This window comes from Serpens gallinarum (assembly GCF_014836765.1).
Lineage (GTDB): Bacteria > Pseudomonadota > Gammaproteobacteria > Pseudomonadales > Pseudomonadaceae > Serpens > Serpens gallinarum.
The window spans coordinates 185904-209720 of record NZ_JACSQG010000003.1 but is presented as its reverse complement, the minus strand read 5'-3'; the positions used below and the strand labels follow the sequence as shown (position 1 = coordinate 209720).

Genomic DNA, 23817 nt, shown 5'->3' with positions numbered 1-23817 from the left:
CATTTAGAAATGGCTGACCGTCAAGGTGGTAAAGGCAACTTCGCTGAGGACCCGCAACGCGCTTCCGAAGCGGGGAAAAAAGGGGGCCACGTCAGTGGTGGCAATTTCAAGAATGATCCCGAACGTGCCTCTGAAGCAGGCAAGAAAGGGGGTCAAAGCAGCAAGCGCAACTAACCTGTAAGTTGCGCGCGGCGGAAGCGGGAAGCTTCCGCCACCCGCTGAGGGGGGTGTCATGCCCCGTAAGCGTATTGATCCCGCCGACAACAGCGCAAATCAGCAAAACGCCAACCAGGGAACGAAGGGCACCAATCGGCAATACGATCAAAACCAAGGGAACAGGGGTAAGCAACTAAATCCCAACCGGCGAGAAGATTGAATGTGGCCTTGGCTGTTGTAAGCCACCGCATTCTCGGGCGTTTCTACCCGCGCAAAAATCCCAACGATTGTCCCCTGCGTTCGCAAGGGCTGCACAAAATGGTTTTTTCCAGATTGCTGTATAGATATACAGGGTTTGAATTTTGCCATGCGCGTTTTCCTCTTTGGGCCAGACGCCGAATCATCGATTTCGCAGCCGTTTTATTCCTTTCGCATTCCCGCCAGATTTCCCAGCCCGGCGCAGCCTCCCCGTGGAGCGGAAATGATGAGCCCAGGTCATACGACTCGCCTGGACCCGTTATGGGAGGTGAAAAGCAAGTAGGCTGGCTGTCCTGGGGCATTCCGCTCCTATGTTTTCCTCCGCATCGCTGAAGCCCCGCAAGTTTGTGCTCGGTTTCGTCTCTTGAGGCAACCATCGTTTGCTTTTCGCAGTCGAAACCCTTGAGCCCTAATCCCGCGGTGAACCCGCATAAGGAGGCGTTATGGTTTTCCGTTGCCTGTTGGCAGGATGCAGCTGGACACAACCCATTCAGGTGCGCCTTGGTCAGGAAGATATGTTTTGTCAGCGCTGCCTTCGCTGCGCCAGCACTCGCTACAGATCAGTGGGGCAGGAATTGTCGGGATGAGCGCATGGGCGGTAATCGTAGAAACGCTTACAGATGAGTTTTCCGATATCGCCGAGCTGGACCAGGCCGTTCGCGTCACCCTGCGTTTGTTTCTGGCTGCGTTACTGGGCGCCTTGCTGGGCTATGAGCGTGAGCATAGTGGCAAGGCGGCCGGAGTGCGTACCCATATGCTGGTCGCGCTGGGCTCAGCGATGTTCGTGCTGGTACCGCAGCTGGACGGTGCCCTTGAGGACGCCATGAGCCGAGTCATTCAGGGTGTCGTCGCCGGAGTTGGATTTCTCTGCGCCGGAACCATACTGAAAAACGACCACATCAATGAGGTCAAGGGACTGACCACGGCGGCCGGCATCTGGCTCACCGCGGCCATTGGCATGTCGGTGGGCATGGGCAGTGAAGCCACAGCCGTGCTGGGTACCTTGCTGGGCTTGATTGTGCTCAACCTGGTGCCGCACCTTGTCGATCATCTGGAAAAGAAAACCAAGGAGTAAGCGGTCACTTTTCAGGAATTTGGAGGATCGCAACAATGCCTCGATCCATCTGGAAAGGCGCAATCAGCTTCGGCCTGGTACACATCCCGGTGGGCCTGGTGTCGGCCACTTCCAGCCAGGGCGTGGACTTCGACTGGCTGGACAAGCGCAGCATGGACCCGGTCGGTTACAAGCGCATCAACAAGGTGACCGGCAAGGAAATCACCTCGGAAAATATCGTCAAGGGCGTGCAGTTCGAGAAGGGGCGTTATGTGGTCCTCAGCGAAGAGGAAATCCGCACGGCCCATCCGCAATCGACGCAGACCATCGATATCTTCACCTTCGTCGAACGCGAGCAAATCCCGCTGCAGAACATCGACACGCCGTATTACCTGAGCCCCGAAAAGCGTGGCGAGAAGGTCTACGCCCTGTTGCGTGAGGCCTTGAGAGGCAGCGGCCGGGTGGCCCTGGCCCGCGTCGTGCTGCATACCCGGCAATACTTGGCGGCATTGATGCCCCTGGAAGATGCACTGGTACTGGTCAAGCTGCGCTGGCCCGCCGAGGTGCGCAGCTTGGCGATTCTCGAACTGGGCAGCGCGGTCAGCAAACCGGACCTGGCCAAGGCGGAACTGGACATGGCCAAGCGCCTGATCGAGGACATGAGCGGCGACTGGCAACCCGACGACTACCGCGACACCTTCCAGGAAAAAATCATGGAGCTGGTGGAAGAGAAGGCCAGCGCCGGCAAGATCACCCATGTCGAAGGCGTCGAGGCAGGCGAGGCGCGGCGCAGCGCCGATGTCATCGACCTGACCGAACTGCTCAAGCGCAGCCTGAGCGGCAAGCGCGGGGAAAGCGCGAAAGCGGACACGGACGACACGGCCAGCACGCCAAAGGAAAAACCCGCGCCGCGCAAGAAAACCGGCAAGACCGCGCGCAGCAAATGAGGAATATCCATGGCCGACCCGTTGAGCCATTACCAGCGCAAGCGCAACTTTGCCGCGACGCCTGAACCGAGCGGCGACACGACGCGAAAAAAGAGCCGCAACAGCGACAAGGCGCTAAGTTTCGTGATTCAGAAGCATGATGCGCGACGTCTGCACTATGACTTTCGCCTTGAGCTGAACGGCACCTTGAAAAGCTGGGCAGTGCCCAAGGGCCCCAGCCTGGACCCCAACGACAAGCGCCTGGCCGTCCACGTGGAAGATCACCCGCTGGAATATGCGAGCTTTGAAGGCAGCATTCCCGCTGGGCATTATGGCGCGGGTGACGTGATCGTCTGGGATCATGGCGTCTGGCAGCCCCACGGCGATCCGGTCGCGGCGTACCGGGACGGCAAGCTGAAGTTCACCCTGGTGGGCGAAAAACTCAGCGGCGACTGGACCCTGGTACGCACCCACCTGCGCGGCAGCGGCGACAAGGAGCAATGGCTGTTGATCAAGGAGCGCGACGGTACGGCGCGTCCCGCCAGCGATTACGACATCGTGCAGGCGCGCCCGGAAAGCGTGTTGAGCAGCGCGCGGATCACGGAGAAAAAGCCAACAAGCAAGACAGCCAAATCCACTGCAGCCAAGCCCCGCAAGGCAGCGGTCGCGGTACCGGACAGCCTGACCCCGGAACTGGCCACGCTGGTGGACCGTCCGCCACCGGGCGACTGGCTGTACGAGATCAAATTTGACGGCTATCGCATGCTGGCTTGCATTACCGTCGATGGGGTGCGCCTGTATACCCGCAAGGGCAACGACTGGACCGAGCGCTTGTCGCAGCAGGCCGAAGCCATTGCCGAGCTGGGCCTGCCCAACAGCTGGCTGGACGGGGAGGTGGTGGTGCTCAACGAGAAAGGCTTGCCGGATTTTCAGTCACTGCAGAATGCCTTTGACCTGGGGCGCAGCCAGGAAATTGTGTATTACCTGTTCGATGCGCCCTTTTTGAATGGCGAAGACCTGCGTGAACGCCCCGTAGAGGAACGGCGCGCGGCGCTGCAACAGGCGTTGATGGACAAGCCGCAGCCATTGCTGCGTTTTTCCGAAGCCTTTCAGGCCAGCCACCACGACATCCTCGCCAGTGCCTGTGCCATGTCCCTGGAGGGCGTAATCGGCAAGCGCGCCGGCAGCACTTATCAATCACGACGCAGCCCCGACTGGATCAAGCTCAAGTGCCGCTTGCGCCAGGAATTCGTGATTATCGGCTACAGCAAGCCCAAGGGCAGCCGCAGCGGGTTCGGTGCGCTGTTGCTGGCCGTCAATGACAAGGACGGCTTGCGCTACGCCGGACGGGTGGGCACCGGGTTCAACGAACACAGCCTGAAAGCCCTGCACGCCCAGATGCGCAAACTGGAACGTGCCGACGCACCGCTCGCCAACCCACCGCGTGGCACCGCCATCAAGGACGTGCACTGGATCGAGCCCAAGCTTGTGGGCGAGGTGGAATTTGCCGAATGGACCCGTGAAGGAATCGTGCGCCAGGCGGCGTTCATCGCCCAGCGCAGCGACAAACCAGCCGAGGAAATTGTTCATGAACGGGCGGTGAAACCTGCCGAGCTGAAAAGCAGCGCCACTAAGGCCGCGCCCACCGGCAATCCGGTGGCCGGCAGTCCGGCGGCAAGCGATCTGGTGGCGGAGATCCGCATCAGTAATCCGCAGCGGGTGATCGACCCCGAAAGCGGCGCGACGAAACTCGACCTGGCGCGCTTCTACGCCAGCATTGCCGAGTGGATTCTGCCCAAACTGGACAACCGTCCAGTGTCTCTGTTGCGTGCCCCGGACGGGGTAGGTGGCGAACAATTCTTTCAGAAACACGCGGTGCGCCTGGCCATCCCGCACATCAAGCACCTCGATCGCGCGCTGGACCCCAAGCACGATCAGCTCATGGAAATCGACAGCCTGCAGGCGCTGATTGGCGCCGTACAGATGGGCACCATCGAGCTGCACACCTGGGGCGCCACCCACGACCGCATCGAAACGCCGGACCACTTTGTCCTCGACCTCGACCCGGACCCGGCGCTGCCCTGGCGCAGTATGCTGGAAGCGGCGCAGCTGACCCTGACGGTGCTCGATGAGCTGAAACTCTCGGCGTTTTTGAAAACCAGCGGTGGCAAGGGTTTGCACATCATCGTGCCCCTGGCTCGCCGCGACGACTGGGACGCCGTGAAACGCTTCAGCAAGGCGATTGCCCAGCTCCTGACGCGTCAGTTGCCGGAGCGTTTTACCGCCACGTCGGGGCCGAAGAACCGGGTCGGCAAGATCTTTATCGATTACCTGCGCAACCAGCGCGGCGCCAGCACCGTGTGCGCCTACTCGGTGCGCGCCCGACCGGGCCTGGCGGTGTCAGTGCCCATCGCCCGTGACGAACTGACCGAGCTACACAGCTCAAACCAGTGGACGATTCACAACCTGCACGAGCGGCTGGACAACATGAAGGGTGATCCCTGGAAGGGCTATGCCAATCGCCAGCGGATTACTCGGGCGATGTGGGAGCAATTGGGCGTGGAGGAGAAGTAGCGGGCTGTGCGTCTGGTGAGCTGAACCCTTGGTCCTCCACTCAGTCGGCTTTGTATGTATCACCTATCCACCGGAGACCATCATGGCCGAGCAAGGCAAGAAAACCCTGCCGCCTCAGCACCAGGAGCATCGCCCAGGTTCGGAGGAGGAAATGATCCCGCAGCCTGTCTATCTGGCAAAAACCTACAAGCCTGCCGGCAAGCTTGAAGGCAAGGTAGCCATCATCACCGGAGCGGACAGTGGCATTGGCCGCGCCGTGGCCGTGCATTACGCCAGAGAAGGCGCGCGCATCGTCATGCTCTATCTGAATGAATATGAAGATGCCGACCTGACCCGCAGCGAGATCGAGCAGAGCGGCAGCGAGGTCATCGGTTTTGCCGGCGATGTTGCCGGCGAAGACTTCTGCGACAAGGTGGTCGAGGAAACACTCAAGCAATGGGGACAGATCGACATCCTGGTCAACAATGCCGGTGAACAGCATCCCCAGGAATCCTTGGAAGACATCACCGTGGAGCAGTGGGAAAAGACCTTCCGCACCAATATTTTCGGCATGTTTCTGCTGACCAAGGCGGTGCTGCCGCACCTGAAGCCGGGGGCGACCATCATCAACACCACCTCGATCACGGCCTACAAGGGCAATCCGAAACTGTTGGATTATTCTTCCACCAAAGGCGCGATCACTTCATTCACCCGTTCCTTGGCCATCAACCTGGCGTCCCGGGGCATTCGTGTCAATGCGGTGGCGCCGGGACCCATCTGGACGCCCTTGATCGCCTCGACCTTCAGCGCCGAACAGGTGGCCAGCTTCGGCGCCGAGACTCCGCTCGGTCGTCCCGGACAGCCGGCCGAGGTGGCGCCGGCTTATGTCTACCTGGCCAGCGACGACTCGTCCTATGTGTGCGGGCAGGTGCTGCATGTCAACGGCGGCAGCGTGGTGAATGGGTGATCGCCGCGCGCTTAGGTGGAGTTGAAGCGCTGCGTTCGCTAAGGCGCGGAGCGTGGAACGATCAGCAAGGCCAGGTGCTGGACTTTTGTAGGGGCGAAATTTATTCGCCGGACACTGCGCACCCAGCACATCGGTGCGGCGACGAACATCGAAGGTATGGATGACAGCCGAACATCTGCCATCCGTCGCCGCCCAACGGACATCGGATGGCTTGTGCAATGGCGAATGAATTCGCCCCTACAGGTACGCTTGCACACCTCTGCTGAATCATTCGGCCCATCAGCGTCACAAGCCCACACGACGGGTATCGCTGCGCTCAACGCCATCCTACAGACGTGCTGTCACTCGATACATTCACCAAAGCGTTGCAGCTGCATTTCCCGCAGGCGGCTCAAGGTGCGGCGAAAGGGAAACGCCAGGTAGCCTTCGGTGTACAGCTCATCCAGCGGTACCGCCGCTTCCAGATACAGCGGGATGCGTCGGTCATAGCACTCATCCACCAGGGCAATGAAGCGCCGCACGCTGTCGTCATGCACCGACAGTTCCGGCAGTTGACGATCACCGGCCGCGACCCGTTCCACCCCGTCCTCGGTGCCACGGGCGATGCGACCTTCGCGCGGCGCGGCGCTGAGATTCGGCACCTCGCCGATCAGAATGGCGCTGAAGCGGTCGCCCAGGGCAATGAAGTCCAGCGCTGACAAGGGATGCTCGCACAGGTCGGCGAACCGGCACCAGAGTACCGACTCGCTCTGGCGTACCACGGCAATGGAGCGGTGGCCGATCGACAGGGCTTCGCTGCACGCCGGATCGGTGCCGGCCAGTTGCTTGAACAAGACGGCCAACGCGCTGGGCTGACCGGCTTCGGTAACCCAGTAGCGCTGTTGCGCAGCGCCCGGATGCAAACGGTGATCCTGGCCACCATCCACACTGACAATCTGCATGTGACGGTCGATGGCCTCCACGGCGGGAAGAAAACGCTCGCGGTTGTAGCCCTCGGCATACAGCTGGTGCGGGGGCTGATTGGAGGTGGCGACCAGCACCACACCTTCCTCGAACATCACCCGCAGCAGCCGGCCCAGCAGCATGGCATCGGCGATATCACTGACGAACAGTTCATCGAAGCACAGTACCCGCACCTCTTCGCTCAGTTCCCGGGCCAGCGCCTGCAACGGATCGGGCGTGCCGGTCAGCTGAAACAGTCGTTGATGCACCCAGCGCATGAAATGGTGGAAATGCTGTCGCCGCGCGGGCACTCGCAGGCTGCGATAAAAACTGTCCATCAACCAGGTTTTGCCGCGCCCGACCGGGCCCCACAGGTAAATCCCTGCAATGGTCTGCGGTTTCTCCGACTGACTGTGCAGAGTGCGGTGGCAATCATCCAGTGACTGCGCAGCGTGCCACTGGGCGGGGTCGGAGTGAAAGCCGTGCTGTTCGATGGCCTGGCGGTACAGCATCAGCGGGGTAGGGACGTCCGTCATGGAAAACCGGCTCATGGCGCTAACAAGGGCCGCGAGTATACGTCTTCATCCGCGCATGTTGCCTGACGCGGCACCGCACCACCCGGCTTGAGGGCTGAACTTTGCCTGGGGCAAGGGCTCGGAATAACAGGTCGGCTGTTGCTGATCCAGCATGCCAGCCTGCTCGAGTCGCTCGCAGCACCAAGGAATTGTCGATGCCCCTAGACACCCCCCATGAGCCTTCCTGGCGCCTGAACGGTAACGTCGGCCTGGAGGAAGCGCTGACCTTGCCGCGAATCGCTATCGAATCGGTCGAGCCTGTGGTCGACGGCGGACGCTTTGCCGCCAAGGCCATCAGTGGTCAGCCCGTGACCGTATCGGCGGTGATCTTTGCCGATGGCCATGATCAGCTTGCCGCCGAGCTGCTCTGGCGACCGGTCAACTACACCCACTGGCAGCGGGTGCCGCTGACCTTTATCACCAACGACCACTGGCAGGCCGAGCTGCTGCCGGCCCATCCGGGGCGCTGGGTGTTTGCCATTGAAGCCTGGTGGGACCAATACGGCTCCTTCTGTAACGAACTGCAAAAAAAACACCGCGCAGGCGTGCCGATCAGCCTGGAGCTGACCGAAGGCGAAAGCCTGATACGTCGCGTTGCGCACACAGCGCCCGCCGAACACCGTACCGAGGTGCAGCAGGTGCTCGATGAGCTGCGCACGGCGCGCAGCGATGACGCGCGAGTCGCCGTGATGCTGGCCAAGCAGACGATCAGCACCATCGCGCTGGCCGCCGAACATCCGCACCGCACCCGCAGTCCGGTATTTCCATTGGAGGTGGAGCGACCGCTGGCGCAGTTCGCCAGCTGGTATGAGTTGTTTCCGCGCTCGGTCACTAATGACCCGCACCGCCACGGCACCTTCAAGGATGTGATCCGCAGGCTGCCGGAAATTGTCGCCATGGGCTTCGATGTAGTGTATTTCCCGCCCATTCATCCTATTGGCCACACCCACCGCAAGGGCCGCAACAATGCCCTGTTGGCCAAGGAAGGCGATCCCGGCAGTCCGTATGCCATCGGCAGCGAGGAGGGCGGTCACGAGGCCTTACACCCGCAGTTGGGCAGCTTCGAGGATTTCCACGAGTTGGTGGCCGTGGCCCGTTCCCTGGGCCTGGAAATTGCCCTGGACTTCGCCATCCAGTGCTCCCCCGATCATCCCTGGCTGCGCGAACACCCTGGCTGGTTCAGCTGGCGACCCGACGGCAGCATTCGCCATGCGGAAAACCCACCGAAAAAATACGAAGACATCGTCAATGTCGATTTCTATGCCGAGGGGGCGATTCCCGAGCTGTGGCTGGCACTGCGCGACGTCGTGGAAGGCTGGGTCATGCACGGCGTCTCGCTGTTTCGCGTCGACAACCCACACACCAAACCGTTGCCGTTCTGGGAATGGCTGATCGCCGATATCCGTGGCCGGCATCCCGAGGTGATCTTCCTGGCCGAGGCCTTCACGCGCCCCGCGATGATGGCGCGCCTGGGCAAGCTCGGTTTCAGCCAGAGCTACACCTATTTCACCTGGCGCAACACCAAGGAGGAACTGCAGACCTATTTCACCGAGCTCAACGAGCCGCCGTGGCGGGACTGCTATCGACCGAACTTCTTCGTCAACACGCCGGACATTAATCCTTCCTTTTTGCACGAATCAGGGCGCGCGGGTTTTCTGATTCGCGCCGTGCTGGCCACCATGGGTTCAGGACTGTGGGGCATGTATTCGGGCTTCGAGATCTGCGAGTCGGCGCCTATCCCTGGCCGCGAGGAATACCTGGACTCGGAGAAGTACCAGATCAAACCGCGCAACTTCCGTGCGCCTGGGAACATCGTCGGTGAAATCGCCCAGCTGAACCTGATTCGCCGGCGTAACCCTGCCTTGCACACGCACCTGGGCTTTCAGGCATACACCGCGTGGAACGACAACATCCTGTATTTCGGTAAACGCACGGCGGAACTGGATAACTTCATTCTGGTGGCGGTCAGTTTGGACCCCCACCATGCCCAGGAAGCGCATTTCGAATTGCCGTTGTGGGAATTCGACTTGCCCGACAACGCCAGCCTCCACGGCGAAGATCTCATGAGCGGCCATCGCTGGACCTGGCATGGCAAGGTCCAGTGGATGCGCATCGAACCGTGGCACCTGCCGTTCGGGATCTGGCGCATCCGTCCGGCCAGTTGATAGGGAGATATGCATGGCGAGGAAACCCAGGCCGGCCGCCTTTCTCAACGACCCGCTGTGGTACAAGGACGCCGTCATCTACCAGGTGCACGTAAAGTCCTATTCCGACACCAATCAGGATGGAATTGGCGATTTTGCCGGCCTGATCAATAAGCTGGATTACATTGCCAGTCTTGGCGTGAACACCATCTGGCTGCTGCCGTTCTATCCCTCACCGCGCCGTGATGATGGTTACGATATTGCCGAGTACCGGGGCGTCCATCCCGATTACGGCAACCTGGCCGATGTGCGCCGTTTCATCAGCGAGGCACATAAGCGCAGCCTGCGGGTCATCGCCGAACTGGTCATCAACCACACCTCGGACCAGCACCCCTGGTTCCAGCGTGCCCGCAACGCCAAGAAAGGCTCCCGCGCCCGCGACTTTTATGTGTGGTCGGACAGCAACAAAAAATACGCCGGCACGCGCATCATCTTCCTGGACACGGAAACCTCCAACTGGACCTGGGACCCCGTGGCAGGTCAGTACTTCTGGCACCGCTTTTATTCCCACCAGCCGGATTTGAATTTCGACAATCCGGCAGTACTGCGTGCGGTGATCAGCATCATGCGTTACTGGCTGGACCTGGGTGTCGACGGCCTGCGCCTGGATGCCATCCCGTATCTGATTGAGCGCGACGGCACCAATAACGAGAACCTGCCGGAAACCCATGTCGTTCTGAAAAAAATCCGCGCCGAGATCGACGCCAATTATCCGGACCGCATGCTGCTCGCCGAAGCCAACCAGTGGCCGGAAGATACCCAGATGTATTTTGGTGGAACGGAAGGGGGTGACGGCGACGAATGTCATATGGCGTTCCACTTTCCCCTCATGCCGCGCATGTACATGGCGATTGCTCAGGAAGACCGCTTCCCGATCACCGACATTCTCCGCCAGACTCCGGATATTCCCGCCAACTGTCAGTGGGCGATTTTCCTGCGCAATCACGATGAGCTGACCCTGGAAATGGTCACCGACCATGAGCGCGACTACCTGTGGAATTTCTACGCCGCCGACCGGCGCGCGCGGATCAATCTGGGTATTCGCCGGCGCCTGGCGCCCCTGGTGGAGCGCGACCGCCGGCGTATCGAGTTGCTGCACAGCCTGCTGTTTTCCATGCCCGGTACGCCGACGCTGTACTACGGCGATGAAATCGGGATGGGCGACAACATCTATCTGGGCGACCGCGACGGCGTCCGCACGCCCATGCAGTGGTCCAGCGACCGCAATGGCGGTTTCTCCCAGGCGGACCCCGCGCGCCTGGTGCTGCCGCCAATCATGGACCCGCTGTATGGCTACCAGACCATCAACGTCGAGGCACAGACGCGCGATCCCCATTCGCTGCTCAACTGGACGCGGCGCATGCTCGCGATTCGCAAACAGCAAAAGGCGTTCGGCCGTGGCTCTTTAAAAATGCTCGCACCGGCCAACCGGCGCATTCTGGCCTACCTGCGCGAATACACCGGTGTCGACGGCCGGCACGAAATCATCCTGTGCGTCGCCAACGTGTCGCGGGCGGCCCAGGCCGCTGAGCTGGATTTGTCCGCCTATGCCGGCAAGGTGCCGGTGGAAATGCTCGGCGGCAGCTCATTCCCGCCCATTGGCCAGCTGAATTACCTGCTGACGCTCCCCCCCTATGGTTTTTACTGGTTCTTGCTTGCCGAGGAGGCGCATATGCCCAGTTGGCATTCCCCACCGGTCGAACGCATGCCCGAGCTGCCGACCCTGGTCATCTCGCGTGATTTGCTCGAACTTCTGCAGCCGCCGGCCCGCACGTTGCTAGAGAAGGAGTCACTGCCGGCGTATCTGCCCAAACGGCGCTGGTTCGCCGGTAAACAGACAGAGGGCGTATCGCTGTTGTACGCCATTCCATTCGGTGCACCGGAAGATCTGTGCGTGCTGAGCGAAGTGCAAGTCACCAGTAACGAAGGCCCGATGCACTATCAACTGCCGCTCGCCTTCGTGCCGGAGTTTCAACCCGGCAACACGCTGCCACAGCAACTGGCCCTTGCACGCTTGCGTCGCAAACGCCACGCCGGGCTGCTGACCGATGCACTGACACTGCCTGATTTCACTCGACAGGTACTGCATCAGCTTAGAAACCCCAAACCCTTGATGGGTAACGGTTTTGAAATTCAGTTTTTACCCAGCTCTGCGTTTGCAGGTGTGCAGGACCAGCCCGATGAAGAGATCGAGCTGGTTGCGGCTGAGCAATCCAATACTTCGGTGCTCATCGGCGAACGGATGATGCTCAAGCTGGTGCGCCGGGTCATGCCGGGCATTCACCCGGAAACCGAGATGGGTGGTTTCCTGACCGAGCGAGGCTTCACCAATATCGCACCGCTGCTGGGTGAGGTACGTCGAGTCGATGAGCAGGGCACGCCGCATACGTTGATGGTTCTGCAGGGCTATCTGAGCAATCAGGGCGATGCCTGGCAATGGACGCAGAACAATTTGGAGCGCGCCATTCGCGATGAGTTGACAGGGGGATTGTCCGAACAGGAAAACCAGTACACCGCCCTGGGCGAGCTGCAGTCCTTCGCCACCTTGCTGGGGCGACGCCTGGGCGAAATGCACGACATGCTCGCTCAACCGTCGGATAACGCGGATTTTGGGGCGTTGCAAAGTAACGAGCAGAACTGCGCCGAGTGGAACAGAAGCATTGCCGCGCAGGTGAACGATGCCCTGGACGCCGTGGCGCAGCGACGTGATGCGCTGACCGGCGCAGCGCGCAAGGCCGCTGACTGGCTGGCGGGGCAACGTGATGCGCTACTGCGCCAGATTGAAACGCTGGCCGGGAGTTTGCGTGGTGGTTTGCGCATTCGCGTGCATGGCGATTTGCATCTCGGCCAGGTGCTGGTGGTGAAGGGCGATGCCTATCTGATCGACTTCGAAGGCGAACCGGTGCGCAGCCTGGAAGAGCGGCGCGCCCGACACAGTCCCTATAAGGATGTCGCCGGCGTGCTGCGCTCCATCGACTATGCCGCCGCCATGGCCAGACGCAACGCCCACGGCAGTGACAGCTCCGCCGAGGCCGAGCAGGCTCGCCGCACCATTGCCGAGCTGTACCGCCAGCAGGCCCAAACCGCCTTTCTCGACGCCTACCGACACGCGGCCGCGCCGGTGCCCCATGCCTGGGGAGACGATGCCGAAGACGCGGCGCTGGCGTTATTCACCCTGGAAAAGGCCGCCTACGAAGTCTGCTACGAGGCCCGTTTCCGTCCCGACTGGCTTGAGGTGCCCTTGCACGGGTTAGCGGCCTTGGCGCGCCAGACGTTGGGAGTTCAGAGCCATGAGTGACGTACACGGCTGGTCGGCGGGAGAACGTGCGGCCATTGATGCGCTGGTACGGGCCGAGCACGGCAATCCCTTCGCCTTTCTGGGCCCCCATGCCACCGGGCAAGGTACGGTGATTCGCGCCTACCTGCCCGGTGCGCTGCGCGTCGAGCTGCTGGATGCGCAGAGCGGCGAAGGTCTGGGGGACATGCAGCAATCCACACCGGGGCTGTTCTGCCAGCACCTCGACACCTTTCGTGCTTATCGATACCGCATTCACTGGAGTGGTGGAGTGCAGGAAACCGAAGACTCCTATGCCTTCGGCCCCTTGCTTGGCGAGATGGATATCTACCTGTTCAGCGAGGGCAACCACCGCGAACTGGGCCAGGTATTCGGCGCCCAACTGACCCGGCATGAAGGCATCAAGGGTGTGCGTTTCGCGGTCTGGGCGCCGAATGCGCGGCGCGTGTCGGTGGTGGGAAACTTCAATGCCTGGGACGGTCGCCGCCATCCCATGCGCCTACGCCATCCTTCCGGGGTCTGGGAGCTGTTCGTGCCGCGCCTGGGAGCCGGCGAAGTTTACAAGTACGAAATCCTCGGTCAGGGTGGCGTGCTGCCGTTGAAGGCCGACCCCATGGCGCTGGCGAGCGAGCCGCCTCCTGCAACCGGGTCGGTGGTGTCGGCACCTCTCGATTTCGACTGGCATGATGATGACTGGATGCAGCGCCGCGCCACGGTGCAAGGCCATCAGCGTCCGCTGTCCATCTACGAAGTGCATGTCGGATCCTGGCGGCGCGAGGGCGGTCGCGATGGTCGCTCACTGACGTGGCCCGAGCTGGCAGAACAGTTGATTCCGTATGCGCTGGACCTGGGCTTCACGCACATCGAGTTGCTGCCGATCATGGAACACCCGTTCGGTGGCTCTTGGGGATACCAGCCGCTGGGGCAGTTCGCACCCACCGCACGTTATGGCAGCCCACGCGACTTTGCTGCCTTTATCGACGCCTGCCACCAGGCAGGGCTCGGCGTGATCCTGGATTGGGTCCCGGCACATTTCCCCACCGACCCCCACGGTCTCGGGCGCTTCGACGGCACCGCGCTGTACGAGTATGCGCACCCGTTCGAAGGCTTTCATCAGGACTGGGATACCTATATCTACAACCTGGGCCGCACCGAAGTGCATGGCTTCATGCTGGCCTCGGCGTTGCACTGGCTGCGCGTCTATCACGTCGACGGGCTGCGCGTCGATGCGGTGGCCTCGATGCTCTACCGCGACTATTCACGCAACCAGGGCGAGTGGATTCCCAACCGCCATGGTGGCCGGGAAAATCTCGAGGCCATCGATTTTCTCTGCCACCTCAATGACGTGATCAACAGCGAAGTACCCGGTGCGCTGGTAATTGCTGAGGAGTCGACGGCCTGGCCGGGCGTAAGCCGGCCAACCGGGGAAGGCGGCCTGGGCTTTGCGTACAAGTGGAACATGGGCTGGATGCACGACAGCCTGGCCTATATCCAGGAAGACCCGGTGAACCGCAATCACCACCACGACCGCCTGACCTTCGGGCTGATCTACGCGTTTTCCGAGCACTTCATCCTGCCGATTTCCCATGATGAAGTGGTGCACGGCAAACGCTCATTGCTGGACAAGATGCCCGGTGATCGCTGGCAGCAATTCGCCAATCTGCGGCTGTATCTCAGCATCATGTGGAGCCATCCGGGCAAAAAGCTGTTGTTCATGGGCTGCGAGTTCGGCCAGTGGCGCGAATGGGACCATGACCATGAACTGGACTGGTACCTGCTGCGTTACGGCGATCATCAAGGCGTACAGCGGCTGGTCCGCGATCTGAATTACCTGCACCGCCACGAGCCGGCCCTGCACCAGTTGGATGGGCAAGAGGAAGGTTTCCAATGGTTGATTGGCGATGACCGCAGTAATAGCGTTTACGCCTGGCTGCGCAGCGGCGCCCATGGCGCACCGTTGCTGGTGGTGCATAACTGCACGCCGGTACCACGCCCCAACTACCGCATCGGTGTACCTCTACCGGGCACATGGTCCGTGGCCTTGAACAGCGATGCCGAGGAATATGCCGGCTCCGGTGCGGGCTGCATGGGCGAAGTCGCGACATTGGACGAAGTCAGTCACGGCGAGGCGCAGTCGCTGTGTCTGGACCTGCCGCCGCTAGGAAGTCTGATTTTGAGGCCGCAAGCGCTCTAGAGCGATACACCAATATTCGCTTTTTTGCGGGCCATGACGCTCGGTATACTTCGCGCCCTTCGCTTTTCTACCGAGTTTCATTGCCCGTGAAAATGATCGAATCCTTTCTGGAGAATCTGCTCTACACCGCCCGCTGGCTGCTCGCGCCCATCTACCTGGGCCTTTCGCTGGCGCTTCTGGCCTTGGCCCTGAAGTTCTTCCAGGAAATATTCCATGTGCTGCCCCATGTGTTCGAGCGTAGCGAGGCGGAGCTGATCCTGGTGGTGCTGTCGATGATCGACATGGCCCTGGTCGGCGGGCTGGTGGTGATGGTGATGATTTCCGGCTTCGAGAATTTCGTCTCGCAACTGAACATCAAGGCCGGCATGGAAAAGCTGGAATGGCTTGGCAAGATGGATTCGGGCTCACTGAAACTGAAGGTTGCTGCTTCGATCGTGGCGATATCGTCCATTCATTTGCTGCGCATGTTCATGGATGCCCAGAAGATCTCCAACGACAAGCTGATGTGGTACGTGATCATCCACATGACCTTCGTGGTCTCTGCCTTTGCCATGGGCTTTATGGAAAAGCACGTAAAACACAAAGGGGCATAAGGCGTGTTCGAGAGACCCTCACTTCGCTAACGTCCAGCCGTCCGCGCTTGCATTTTCTTGGCGCGTTTCTCCAGCACCAGATACGCCGCGCAGGCGATGCCCAGCGGCACCAGGAAATACAGCGCCCGGTAGCCAATCATGGCCGCCAGGATCGTGCCCTTGGAAAACTGGTGCTGAAGCATGGCCATGAACACGGCCTCGGTGACGCCGAGACCGGCGGGAATGTGGGTGATGACGCCGGCGATGCTGCTGATCAGCAGGATGCCGAGAACCGAGAAATAAAAGGCCTGTTCCGGCAATAGCAGATAAATCACCCCGGCCATCAACATCCAGTTGAGGGCACCCAGGCCAGCCTGGAGCAGGGCGAAGCGCAGCGAAGGCAGGCTGATGCGGTGGCCGCGCCAATGCCAGGTGCGCTTCGGAGCAAACGCACAGGCCGACAGATAGGCGAAAGAAAGGAGCAGCAGCAGGACGCCGCACAGGCGCAAACCCTTCGCACCGATGCTCCAGCTCTCCGGCAGTTCAAGCAGACCCAGACAGAAGATAACCCCACCCAGCACGAAAAAGCCCAGCCAGTTGGTGATCAGGCTCATGCTCAAGATTCGGGTAATGGTGGCGATATCCAGCCCCAGTCGGGAATAGAGCCGGTAGCGCAGCGCGACTCCGCCCACCCAGGACCCCAGGTTGAGGTTGAAGGCGTAGCAGACAAACGCCAGCGGCAGCACCTGACGCGCGGGCAGGGTGTGGCCGGTATAGGTTCGGCTGAGCAGATCGAAACTGCTGAACACCACATAACTGGCCAGGCTGATGCCGATCCCAGCCAGCAAAGTGCCCGGGCTGTAGGCATAGAGCGCCTGCTTGACCTCTTGCCAGTCGAGGTTCCTGACCAGCAGGAATAACATCAACGGCACCAGGATCAGCAGGCCCAGCGACAAGAAACGACTCAGCAGCCGCCATTTGCGCGCGCCGGGCTTGCGGGTGGCGTCTGACGTGCCGACCGTGGTCATGAGGTTTTTTCCTGCTTGTACGGCTGCTCGACAGGAGTTTCCGGATGCAGGGATGTTAGGCGCGGCTGGTGCGCCGGGAGCCAGCCGACGATCGCAGGAAAACGACGGGTGAAGTGATAACCAAGAAAAACCAGCGGAGCGCGCCACCAGTAGCCGCGCATGACCCGCTGCAAGGTCACCTGCTTGCAACTGCTTATGGCCAGTTGTTGCAGATGCTCGTAAAGACGCTGGTTGAAGCCCGCATCGCGAATGAACAGATTGGCTTCCAGGTTTAGCGACAGGCTGAGCGGGTCAAGGTTGCTGGAGCCCACCGTCGACCATTCCCGGTCGGCTATGGCCACTTTGCCGTGCAGCGGCTTTTCACAATACTCATGGATCACCACACCGTCGCGCAGCAGGTAGTTGTAGAGCAAGCGTCCACAGATTCGCGCCCAGGGCATATCCGGTTGGCCTTGCAGAATCAACGTGACTTGCACGCCGCGCTGGGCGGCATTGCGCAGTTCGCGCAGCAGCCGATAACCCGGAAAGAAATAGGCATTGGCCACCAGTAAACGCTGCTGGGCCCTGCGGATGGCGCGCAGGTACTGTTCCTCAATGTCGGTGTTGTGATCCTCGTTGTCGCGTATCGCCAGCAGCATGGCGACCCGGCCGGCCGGTTGGTCATCGCGCGGTTGAACGACGCCCGGATAGCCCTCCGGGGTGTGTTCGAGCAGCTCGCGACTAGCCGAATGAATGTCGGCAACGATGGGGCCACGCACCCGAACCGCGTAATCCTGCTTGGCCATCGGCCCGAATTCAGCCAGGTGGTCGATGCAGAAATTGATCCCGCCGATAAAAGCCAGCTCGCCGTCGATAACCACGATCTTCCGGTGCAGGCGCCGGAACAGGTTAGTGCGCATGCCTAACAGCCGAGGACGGGGATCGAACATGTGCACTCGGATGCCGACCCGGGTCATAGCCAAAATATACTCGGAGCTCAGGTCCGCGGTGCCATAGCCATCGACGGTCACTTCTACGGTCACACCGCGTTCGGCGGCCTCGATCAGCGCTTTTTGCAGCTTGATACCGACCTTGTCCTCGAAAATGATAAAGGTTTCCAAGAGGACTTCCCGGCGTGCCGCACGAATGCTCTCGAAGACGCTGGGGAAAAACTCCTCGCCATTGATCAGCAGCTGTACGTCATTACCGCCGCGCCAGGCAAAAGTCATAGTCGTACCTCTACAGCCAGCGGCGCATGGTCCGACAAGTGGGACCAAGGCCGGTGGCTCAGCACTTGCGGATCGTGCCCGGTGGCATTGCGCAGGTAGATACGGTCCAGGCGCAGCAAAGGGTGTCTGGCTGGGAAGCTTTTCGCCGGCGTGCCTTGAGCGCGGGTGAACACTTCTTCCAGGCCACAGCGTGCCAGTAGCTGATCAGCACGCAGGCGCCAGTCATTGAAGTCACCGGCAACGATCACTGCGGCATCCTTGGGCAAGCCCTCCAGCAAGCGACACAGCAGCTTGAGCTGCCGCCGCCGATGGCCTTCGCGCAGGCCGAGGTGCACGCAGATGGCATGCACTTCCCTGGGGCCCGGCACATCCAGTTCGGAATGCAGCAAGCCACGCTGTTCATGGCGACCGATGGAGACATCGTGGTTATCGAACGCCAGTATCGGGAATTTCGACAACAGGGCATTGCCGTGGTCGCCGTGGGGGTACACGGCATTGCGTCCGTAGGCGTACTCCGGCCACATGCTGTCGGCAAGAAACTCGTACTGCGGCGTGGGCGGCCAATTGCTCAGCCGCGCAGCATGGTGTTCATGGGTGCCATGGACTTCCTGCAGAAACACCAGGTCGGTGGACAAGGTGCGCACCGCCTCGCGCAGCTCGGGGAGAATGAAACGGCGGTTGAACGGAGTGAAGCCCTTGTGCGTATTTACGGTGAGAATGTGCAGTCGCTGCACCGCGGGCAGCGCTGCTTGCCGGAGTCGGGCATCAGGATGAGTCATGAGGCGCCTCCTGTCCCGGTACGGTTTCCAGCCCCTCGGCCAGCCCAAGCTTTTCCAGCAAGCGCCGGGCGTCGTAGGGTGCACGCACCTTGATGTCATTATCAAAATAACAATAGAGATCACGAGACGCACGCGTCTGGTCCCGCTCCTCGCTGATCAGCTTGGCATCGGCCGGCTCGCGTCCCTGGGTCCAGGCTTCGATGCGTTTCTGCCAGCGTGTCAGAGCCTCTTCGCTGTAGCCGCTGGCATACAGCTCGGCATCCCCGTGCAGGCGCATGTAGACAAAGTCACCGGTCAAGTCTTCGGCATAGGGCCATTTGCCCGCTGTGTCAGCCACCACCAGGGCGACACGATAACGGCGCAGCAATGCCACGAAAGCCGGATCCACGAAACTTTTGTTGCGGATCTCCACGGCATGGCGCAGTGGGCGCTTTTTATCGTGGTCCAGATAACCGGGCTTGCGCAGTTCAGCGTTGCAGTGCTGCGCAGTTTCTATAGCTGAATCGGTGGATTGCGGCAACAAGCTAAGAAAATGCTCGAACTGCTCGGCGTCGAATTTGAAGCTGGGCGGGAACTGCCAGAGGATGGGCCCAAGCTTGTCTCGCAGGCTAAGCACCCCGGATGCAAAAAAATTGGCCACTGGGGTTTCTACCTCTCGCAGACGCCTTACATGTGTGATGAAACGCGGCGCCTTGACGCTGAACACGAACCCGTCGGGGGTGTCGGCGTACCAGCTTGCATACCGCTGCGGCGTCTGCAGCGCATAAAAGGAGCCATTGATTTCGATGCTCCTGACGGCGCGCGAAGCAAAATGCAGCTCGTTCTTCTGGGCGAGGCCTTTGGGGTAGAAATCACCCCGCCAGGGCGCGTAGCGCCAGCCGGAAATGCCGATGCGAACTTCAGTCATAGGCCTTTTCGTCTTTTTTTGCGGTCACGAACGCTTGGGCGAGGTCATCGAAGGAGGGTCGCTAGCCGGAAACGAGTCCTCAATTGCATCGTCGAGTTGTGCCTCACCGGGGGTGATCTGTTCATCACCGCTACGCGATTGTTGTCGCTGGGGATGCAGCTCCACTTTCACCCAGCCGCTGTCGCGCCGGTCGAAGGCCTCGAAGGCGGCAATGGCATCGCTCATCGGCTTGATCTGGGTGATGATTTCGGCCGGATCGATCCGCCGGCTCTGCACCAGTTCAATCAGGCGTGGGATGTATTTGCGGTGATGACAGTTACCCATGTTGATGGTCAGGTTCTTGTTCATCGCCAACCCGATGGGAAAACTGCGCGACTGCTCCGAGTAGACACCGATGATTGACAGCGTACCGGCTTTGGCCAGCGCTTCCACGGCCCATTGCAGGACCTGGCTGGGGGCCGTGCCCGGGTGCCAGTTCGCGCCGTCCGGGTGGGTATGAGGCGTGATGTCGGCCATTTCCTGATGGAAACGGTTGTCGTCCGGCTGCGGCGTTGCGCTGTGGGGGTGTTCGGCGTCCACGCCTACCGCATCGATGACGCGGTCCGGGCCAATGCCATCGGTCAGGCGATGCAGCGCGTGAACCGGGTCTTCATGTTCAAAGTTGATGACTTCGGCGCCCTGCTGACAGGCCATGCGCAGCCGGTCATCCAGCCGGTCGATGGCAAAGATGCGCGCAGCGCCCAACAGTTTGGCGCTGGCAATGGCGAACTGGCCGACCGGGCCGCAACCGAAGACGGCCACGCTGTCCCCGGGGGTAATTTCAGCCATTTCGGCGCCGAAATACCCAGTGGGGAAAATGTCCGAAATCAGAATCGCCTGATCGTCGCTGATTTCGCTGGGCAATTTGACCAGGCCGATATGGGCGAAGGGGATGCGCGCCTTCTCCGCCTGCAATCCATGAAAAGGACCGGTCGAAGCCGGGCCGCCAAAGAAGGCGGTACCGGCTTGCGGGCCATTGGGGTTGGCCACGTCGCATTGCGCGTAATAACCGGCCCGGCAATAGACGCAGTTACCACAGGCAATGGTCGAGGCGATGACGACGCGGTCGCCGATCTGCAGGTTGCGCACGTCCTCGCCCAGCGCCTCGACAATGCCTACGCCTTCATGCCCTAGGATGGTGCCTGGTTGCATACCGGCCACGGTACCGCGCACGAAGTGCAAGTCCGTGCCGCAGATGGCCGATGCCGTCAGCCGCACGATGGCATCAGTGGGTGCTTGCAAGGTGGGTTCAGGAACGTCGTCGAGTCGGATGTCGCCTACATCGTGAAAAACCACAGCTTTCATGGCACCTGTCCTCTGGCTGAATATCTGGCCGGCTAAGGGACGCTAGGTTTTTGGAGCGAAGCGTTATCACGGGCTTCGACCATGCCTTTGCCTTCGCGGCAAGACCGCCGCTCCCCTACGCGCGCGCGCACTGACTGCAGCCCGTAGCCGGATCACCTTGGCAATCAATGCGCCTCGGTTACGCCTTGCAGTACGGTGTCGCTGGTCTTGGCATCGTTGGAGCTGGCGATGTTGCCCAGCGAGACCACCCCGATCAGGCGTTTCTCACGGTTGAGCACCGGTAGACGACGCACCTGGATATCCGCCATGTTCTGCGCCACGTGCTGCACGTCCTCGTCTTCGAAGCAGTAGCGAATATTACCGGTCATGACCTTGCGCACCGGCGTGTCACTGCCTAGCCCCTGGGCCACCGCACGAATGGTGATATCGCGATCGGTGACCATGCCCACCAGGCGATCACCTTCATTGACCAGCAAGGCACCGCTGTCGATGCGCGCCATCAGGTCGGCGGCTTCGCGGATGCTCTGCTCGGGCGAGATGGTTTGTGCATTGCGGGTCATGACGTCGCGAATCTTCATGGGATCCTCCACTGGGGTAATGCTGTACGGTGGCCGATATAACGTCCGACTGAGGGAAGGGAGGGGGGTTCAGATCGCCAGGGTCCGTCCGTCCATTGATACGCCCGCTACGCCTCGTCCCGTTGCAACTCGAACAGCAGCAATGAACGGTTGGTCACCAGGAACTCACTGCCAAAGTCATGCAGCTCACCGGGGCGCAGGGTGGGCCGGTAGGTGTCGAGCAGGCATTCCCAGGCAGTGCCCTGAGTGACTTCCGGCAAATGGAAGTTCACCACGTCGTCATGGGCGTTGAGAATTAGCAGCAGGGTGGCATCGTCGCCACGCCGGCGAATACCCGTGGGCTGAGCGCGGCCGTCCAGAAGCATGCCGAGGCAGCGGGCATTGCCATCGTGCCATTGCTCTTCGCTCATCTCACTGCCGTCCGGGGACAGCCAGGTGACGTCCTTGACGCCCAGCTCCTCGTTGTATTCACCCACCAGGAAGCGGCCACGATGGAGGATCGGGTAGGCTCGGCGCAGCTTGATCAGCCGACGGGTGAAATCCAGGAGGCTGCGGCCTTCGTCGTCGAGGTCCCAGTCGACCCAACCCACTTCGTTGTCCTGGCAGTAGACATTGTTGTTGCCGTGCTGGGTACGGCTGAATTCGTCGCCGGCCAGCAGCATCGGCGTGCCTTGGGAAAGCAGCAGTGTCGACAGTAGGTTACGCATCTGGCGCAGGCGCAGGGCACGAATATCCGGGTCGTCAGTCGGACCTTCCCAGCCGTAATTGGAGGAAATGTTGTTGTCGTTGCCGTCCTGGTTGTCCTCGTTGTTGGCTTCGTTGTGCTTCTGCTCGTAGGAAACCAGATCACGCAAGGTGAAGCCGTCGTGAGCGGTGATGAAGTTGACTGACGCGTAGGGCCTGCGGCCACGCTGATTGAACTTGTCGCCCGAGCCGGTCAGACGGCTGGCCAATTCGGGCAACTGTCCCTCGTCGCCGCGCCAATACCCCCGTACGGTGTCACGAAAACGGTCGTTCCACTCCATCCAGCCGGGCGCGAAACCACCGACCTGATACCCCCCGGGGCCGCAATCCCAGGGTTCGGCAATCAGTTTGACCTTGCTCAGGACAGGGTCCTGGCGACAGGCGACGAGAAAACCATGGCGTTCGTCGAAGCCGTGGCTATGGCGAGCGAGGATGGTTGCCAGATCGAAGCGGAAGCCGTCCACGCGCATTTCCGTCGCCCAGTAGCGCAGCGAGTCGGTGACCATTTGCAATACGCAGGGATGGCTCAGGTCCAGCGTGTTGCCGGTACCAGAGTCATTGATATAAAAGCGACGCTCGTCGGGCATCAGCCGGTAATAGGTGGCGTTGTCGATGCCGCGCATGGATAGCGTGGGGCCCAGTTCGTTACCCTCGGCGGTGTGGTTGTAGACCACATCGAGGATGACCTCGAGACCTGCATTGTGAAGATGCGCAACCATCTCTTTGAATTCATTGATTTTACCGCTCGCCAGATATGACGCTTGGGGAGCGAAAAAGGCGATGCTGTTGTATCCCCAGTAATTGCTCAACGACTGTTCGAGCAAATGCTGGTCGTCCAGATAGCCATGCACGGGCAGCAGTTCGATGCTGGTGACCCCCAGCGAGCGCAGGTGCTTGAGCAGTGCCGGGTGCTTCAAGCCGGCGCAGGTTCCGCGCAGCTCCGCAGGCACCTCCGGGTGGCGCATGCTGATGCCACGCAGATGCGCTTCATAGAGGATGGTGTTTTCCCAGGGCACACGCACCGGGGGTTGCTCACCCCAGGTAAAGGCGGGGTCGATGACCTTGGCCTTGGGCATGAAACGGGCGCTGTCCCGGGTGTCGAAACTCAGGTCCGCATCGTGGGAGCCAAGGGTGTAGCCAAACAGGGCCGGCGACCAGGTCAAGCTGCCCACCAGCTGCTTGCTATAGGGGTCAATGAGCAACTTATTGGGATTAAAGCGATGGCCGTTTTCCGGCTCGTACGGACCGTGTACTCGGTAGCCGTAAATCAGGCCCGGATGGGCGTCGGGCAAGTAGCCATGCCAGATTTCATTGGTGTATTCAGGCAACTCGATGCGCTCGAGTTCAGTCGTGCCCTTGTCATCGAACAGGCACAGTTCCACGCACGTAGCATGGGCAGAAAAAAGGGCGAAATTGACCCCCAGACCGTCCCACGTGGCGCCAAGTGGGTAGGGCTGCCCTTCAGAAACCCGCGAGCGCTGTAGAACCTGCGGGGCAGGGTGGTGCAGTCCAGCTTTTGATCTTGGCATAGGG

General features: G+C 60.8%; 18 protein-coding genes. 10 read left to right on the top strand and 8 right to left on the bottom strand.

The window, feature by feature from the left end:
• Nucleotides 1–9 precede the first annotated feature (9 nt).
• The 6 genes from H9642_RS08475 to H9642_RS08455 all read left to right on the top strand — a co-directional run bounded on the left by H9642_RS08475 (nucleotide 10) and on the right by H9642_RS08455 (nucleotide 5914).
• The gene (locus tag H9642_RS08475; protein ID WP_251835993.1) at nucleotides 10–174 is read left to right on the top strand and encodes a con-10 family general stress protein; all 165 of its coding nucleotides are present in this window, start codon (nucleotides 10–12) and stop codon (nucleotides 172–174) included.
• A gap of 683 nt (nucleotides 175–857) precedes the next feature.
• The gene (locus H9642_RS18330; protein ID WP_286010277.1) at nucleotides 858–1001 is read left to right on the top strand and encodes a PSPA7_2676 family Cys-rich small protein; all 144 of its coding nucleotides are present in this window, start codon (nucleotides 858–860) and stop codon (nucleotides 999–1001) included.
• Nucleotides 998–1489 (top strand): MgtC/SapB family protein, encoded by a 492-nt coding sequence (locus H9642_RS08470; protein ID WP_251835992.1) that lies wholly within the window; start codon nucleotides 998–1000, stop codon nucleotides 1487–1489. The genes H9642_RS18330 and H9642_RS08470 overlap by 4 nt, the downstream gene beginning before the upstream one ends.
• 35 nt (nucleotides 1490–1524) lie before the next feature.
• Complete coding sequence (ku, locus tag H9642_RS08465) at nucleotides 1525–2415, top strand: non-homologous end joining protein Ku (protein ID WP_251835991.1); 891 nt, start codon at nucleotides 1525–1527, stop codon at nucleotides 2413–2415.
• Nucleotides 2416–2424: 9 nt separating this feature from the next.
• The gene (ligD, locus tag H9642_RS08460; RefSeq protein ID WP_251835990.1) at nucleotides 2425–4968 is read left to right on the top strand and encodes a DNA ligase D; all 2544 of its coding nucleotides are present in this window, start codon (nucleotides 2425–2427) and stop codon (nucleotides 4966–4968) included.
• 82 nt (nucleotides 4969–5050) lie between these two features.
• Nucleotides 5051–5914, top strand: a complete 864-nt coding sequence (locus H9642_RS08455) for an SDR family oxidoreductase (RefSeq protein ID WP_251835989.1) — start codon at nucleotides 5051–5053, stop codon at nucleotides 5912–5914.
• Nucleotides 5915–6255: 341 nt separating this feature from the next.
• On the opposite strand, the gene zapE is transcribed toward H9642_RS08455, so the two are convergent.
• Nucleotides 6256–7392, bottom strand: coding sequence for a cell division protein ZapE (gene zapE / locus H9642_RS08450; RefSeq protein ID WP_251835988.1), 1137 nt, complete (start codon nucleotides 7390–7392; stop codon nucleotides 6256–6258).
• A 194-nt stretch (nucleotides 7393–7586) separates the two neighbouring features.
• Here zapE and H9642_RS08445 point away from each other — a divergent pair, with 194 nt between their 5' ends.
• The 4 genes from H9642_RS08445 (at nucleotide 7587) to H9642_RS08430 (ending at nucleotide 15717) form a co-directional block, all read left to right on the top strand.
• Nucleotides 7587–9596: an alpha-1,4-glucan--maltose-1-phosphate maltosyltransferase gene (locus H9642_RS08445; RefSeq protein WP_251835987.1), complete on the top strand. Its 2010-nt coding sequence runs from the start codon at nucleotides 7587–7589 to the stop codon at nucleotides 9594–9596.
• Nucleotides 9597–9609: 13 nt separating this feature from the next.
• Complete coding sequence (gene treS, locus H9642_RS08440) at nucleotides 9610–12933, top strand: maltose alpha-D-glucosyltransferase (protein WP_251835986.1); 3324 nt, start codon at nucleotides 9610–9612, stop codon at nucleotides 12931–12933.
• Nucleotides 12926–15124, top strand: a complete 2199-nt coding sequence (gene glgB / locus H9642_RS08435) for a 1,4-alpha-glucan branching protein GlgB (protein ID WP_251835985.1) — start codon at nucleotides 12926–12928, stop codon at nucleotides 15122–15124. Before treS ends, glgB begins: the two co-directional genes overlap by 8 nt.
• 95 nt (nucleotides 15125–15219) lie before the next feature.
• Entirely contained in the window at nucleotides 15220–15717 is a 498-nt protein-coding gene (locus H9642_RS08430; protein WP_251836160.1) for a TIGR00645 family protein, read from the top strand.
• A 26-nt stretch (nucleotides 15718–15743) separates the two neighbouring features.
• Here the strand turns inward: H9642_RS08430 and H9642_RS08425 are convergent, their stop codons facing one another.
• The 7 genes from H9642_RS08425 to glgX form a co-directional block, all read right to left on the bottom strand.
• Nucleotides 15744–16724 (bottom strand): lysylphosphatidylglycerol synthase domain-containing protein, encoded by a 981-nt coding sequence (locus H9642_RS08425; RefSeq protein WP_251835984.1) that lies wholly within the window; start codon nucleotides 16722–16724, stop codon nucleotides 15744–15746.
• A complete protein-coding gene (gene clsB, locus H9642_RS08420) occupies nucleotides 16721–17932 on the bottom strand; it encodes a cardiolipin synthase ClsB (protein WP_251835983.1) in 1212 nt (403 codons plus the stop codon). The genes H9642_RS08425 and clsB overlap by 4 nt, the downstream gene beginning before the upstream one ends.
• Nucleotides 17929–18711, bottom strand: coding sequence for an endonuclease/exonuclease/phosphatase family protein (locus tag H9642_RS08415; RefSeq protein WP_251835982.1), 783 nt, complete (start codon nucleotides 18709–18711; stop codon nucleotides 17929–17931). Before H9642_RS08415 ends, clsB begins: the two co-directional genes overlap by 4 nt.
• Complete coding sequence (locus tag H9642_RS08410) at nucleotides 18698–19618, bottom strand: DUF72 domain-containing protein (RefSeq protein ID WP_251835981.1); 921 nt, start codon at nucleotides 19616–19618, stop codon at nucleotides 18698–18700. Before H9642_RS08410 ends, H9642_RS08415 begins: the two co-directional genes overlap by 14 nt.
• A gap of 24 nt (nucleotides 19619–19642) precedes the next feature.
• A complete protein-coding gene (locus H9642_RS08405) occupies nucleotides 19643–20962 on the bottom strand; it encodes a zinc-dependent alcohol dehydrogenase (protein ID WP_251835980.1) in 1320 nt (439 codons plus the stop codon).
• A 164-nt stretch (nucleotides 20963–21126) separates the two neighbouring features.
• Entirely contained in the window at nucleotides 21127–21540 is a 414-nt protein-coding gene (locus H9642_RS08400; protein ID WP_251835979.1) for a CBS domain-containing protein, read from the bottom strand.
• Nucleotides 21541–21647: 107 nt separating this feature from the next.
• On the bottom strand, nucleotides 21648–23813 hold the full coding sequence (gene glgX, locus H9642_RS08395) for a glycogen debranching protein GlgX (protein WP_251835978.1): 2166 nt from the start codon (nucleotides 23811–23813) through the stop codon (nucleotides 21648–21650).
• Between the last annotated feature and the right edge of the window lie 4 nt (nucleotides 23814–23817).